Below are 1,559 nucleotides of genomic sequence, written 5' to 3'. Positions count from 1 at the left end.
CGCTCAAGGACAACGAGGGCAACGTCATCCTCAAAGAGGGCCAGGTCATCGCCAACGACGACAACAAGTTCAAGCTCGCCGTCAACTTCCTCGTCGAGGGCGCGATCGGGAAGACCGGCCTCAAGAAGTAGCCGGTGCTGGTCCGGTCGTGGGCGGAGACGGCGGCGATCTCGGCAGCCGCGCTCCTGGCCGCGCTGGTCCTGTTCGGGGCCTTCGTCGTGCTCCGCGGCCTCAGCCCGCTCGAGGTCTACGCCGCCCTCTTCCTGGGCGCCTTCGGTACCTGGTTCTCGATCGAGCAGACGCTCACCCAGGCCGCGCCCCTCATGCTGACGGGGCTCTGCACGGCCCTGCCGGCCCGGGCCGGGCTGCTGGTAATCGGCGGGGAGGGCGCGCTGGTGGTCGGCGGCGTGGCCGCGGTCCTGGCCGGCGTGACGCTGGCGGGATGGCCCCCGCCTCTCGCGGTCGCCCTGATGTGCGTGACCGGAGCTCTGGCCGGCGGCCTCTGGATCGGCGTGGCCGGTGCCTTGCGCCACTGGCGCGGCGTGAACGAGACGATTTGCACCTTGCTGTTGAACTACATCGCCATCGCGGTCATGAACCACCTGGTCACCGGCCCAATCCGCGACTTCGCCCAGGTCCTCAAGCCGGCGAGCTGGAGCATCGGCGAGCGGCTCATGATCGGCGAGCTGCCGGGGACGGGTGTGCACTGGGGCCTGGCCTTCGGCGTCGTCGCCTGTCTCCTGACCTGGGGGCTGATGCGGCACACCACCTTCGGCTTCGCCGTCGACATCCTCGGCGGCAACGTCCGCGCCGCCCAGACGGCGGGACTGCCCGTCGGGGCGATGGTGCTGGCCACGTGCTTCATCGGCGGCGCCGCCGCCGGGCTGGCCGGCACCATCGAGATCGTCGCCGTCCACGGCTTCGCCAGCTCGTCGCTGGTCGTCGGCTACGGTTACGCCGGCATCCTGGTGGCTTTCCTGGCACGGCAGAACCCTCTGGCGGTGGTCTTCGTGGCGATCCTCCTGGGTGGGATCTCCGCCAGCGGCGGTCTCCTCCAGCGGCGCTTCGGTCTGCCCGACGCCGCCACGCTCGTGCTCCGGGGGTTGCTGTTCGTCGCCGTGCTGGCGGGTAACACGCTCTACGGGCGATTCAAAATCTTCCGGTCGCCGACGGTGTGACGTGCCGCCCGCGACGGATCTCGGCTGGTGGGGCGTACTGATCGCGGTGCTCGGCGGCGCCGCCCGGGTCTCCACGCCCTACCTCTTCGTGAGCCTCGGCGAGACGCTCACCGAGAAGAGCGGCCGCGTGAACCTCGGGCTGGAGGGCACGCTCGTCATGGGCGCCATGAGCGCCTACGCCGTCGCCTACCTCAGCGGCTCGCCGTGGCTGGGCGTGCTCGTCGCGGGCGCGGCGGGCGCGGCGTTCGGCCTCCTGCACGGCGGCGTCTCCACCCTGCCCCGCGTCAACGACATCGCCGTCGGCATCGCCCTGTTCCTCCTGGGCACGGGGCTGGCGTTCTATCTCGGCAAGCCCTTCATCGAGCCGGTGGCGCCGCGGCT

General features: G+C 71.0%; 2 protein-coding genes. Both read left to right on the top strand.

What is annotated here, in order from left to right; genetic code table 11:
- Positions 1-134: 134 nt before the first annotated feature.
- Positions 135-1,178 carry an ABC transporter permease gene (locus VGW35_22690; protein ID HEV8310479.1) on the top strand — a complete coding sequence of 348 codons (1,044 nt, stop codon included), beginning with the start codon at positions 135-137 and terminating at the stop codon, positions 1,176-1,178.
- Between the two features lies 1 nt (position 1,179).
- A partial coding sequence (locus VGW35_22685; protein HEV8310478.1) for an ABC transporter permease occupies positions 1,180-1,559 on the top strand: 380 nt, incomplete at its 3' end.

This window comes from Candidatus Methylomirabilota bacterium (assembly GCA_036005065.1).
Classification (GTDB): Bacteria; Methylomirabilota; Methylomirabilia; order Rokubacteriales; family DASRDR01; genus DASYQW01.
Note: the sequence above shows the minus strand (reverse complement) of the source record. Positions and strands in the feature narration are given on the sequence as shown.